General features: G+C 69.7%; 1 protein-coding gene. It reads right to left on the reverse strand.

Translation table 11 applies throughout. From position 1 onward, the window contains the following. Positions 1–1307: dihydropteroate synthase (locus tag ABZY44_RS37720; RefSeq protein WP_356662075.1), on the reverse strand; the 1307-nt coding region annotated here is incomplete at both ends.

A 1307-nucleotide genomic window follows, 5' to 3' on the forward strand; every position in this document is an offset into this window, starting at 1 on the left:
CCGAAGAGTTCGCCCACGACCTTCATGCCCTCGAGGAGGGTGTCGTTGACGATGTCCAGGGCCGGGCGGGTCAGCAGGGCCTCGTCGAGGTCCTCTCCCAGGCCGTTCTTCTCGCCGTCGATGATGCGGCGCTGCAGCCGTTCGTCGAGCGGCAGCGCGAGGAGTTCCTCGGCCCGGCCGTCCTTCATCGACTTGGTGTTCACGCCCTCGAAGAGGGCCATGAGCTTCTGCAGCGGGTCGTAGCCCTCCGCGCGCCGGTCGTAGACCAGGTCGAGGGCGGTGGTGACCTGCTCCTCGTTGAACCGGGCGATGGGCAGGATCTTGCTCGCGTGGACGATCGCCGAGTCCAGGCCGGCCTTGACGCATTCGTCGAGGAAGACCGAGTTGAGCAGGACGCGGGCGGCCGGGTTGAGGCCGAAGGAGATGTTCGACAGGCCGAGCGTGGTCTGGACGTCCGGCCGTCGGCGCTTGAGCTCGCGGATGGCCTCGATGGTGGCGATGCCGTCGCCGCGGGACTCCTCCTGGCCGGTGCAGATGGTGAACGTCAGCGTGTCGATGAGGATGTCCGATTCCCGGATGCCCCAGTTGGTGGTGAGGTCCTCGATGAGCCGCTCGGCGATGGCGACCTTGTGCTCGGCGGTGCGGGCCTGGCCCTCCTCGTCGATGGTCAGCGCGATCAGCGCCGCGCCGTGTTCCTGGGCGAGGCGGGTGACCTGCGCGAAGCGGGACTCGGGGCCGTCGCCGTCCTCGTAGTTGACGGAGTTGATGACGGCGCGGCCGCCGAGCTTCTCCAGGCCGGCCCGCAGGACGGGGACCTCGGTGGAGTCCAGGACGATCGGCAGGGTGGAGGCGGTCGCGAAGCGGCCGGCGAGTTCCTTCATGTCGGCGACGCCGTCGCGGCCCACGTAGTCCACGCACAGGTCGAGCATGTGCGCGCCCTCGCGGATCTGGTCGCGGACCATCTCCACGCAGTCGTCCCAGCGGGCTTCCAGCATGGCGTCGCGGAACTTCTTCGAGCCGTTGGCGTTCGTCCGCTCGCCGATCGCCATGTAGGAGATGTCCTGGCGGAAGGGGACCGTCTGGTAGAGCGAGGAGGCGCCGGGCTCGGGGTTCGGCTCGCGCACGGCCGGGTCCAGGCCGCGGACGCGTTCGACGACCTGGCGCAGGTGTTCGGGGGTGGTGCCGCAGCAGCCGCCGACGAGGGAGAGCCCGTAGTCGCGGACGAAGGATTCCTGGGCGTCGGCGAGCTCGGGGGCGGAGAGCGGGTAGTGGGCGCCGTTCTTGCCGAGGACCGGGAGGCCGGCGTT

Origin of the sequence: Streptomyces sp. NPDC006544, from assembly GCF_040611715.1 — a bacterium.
In the GTDB taxonomy this organism is placed as follows: Bacteria; Actinomycetota; Actinomycetes; order Streptomycetales; family Streptomycetaceae; genus Streptomyces.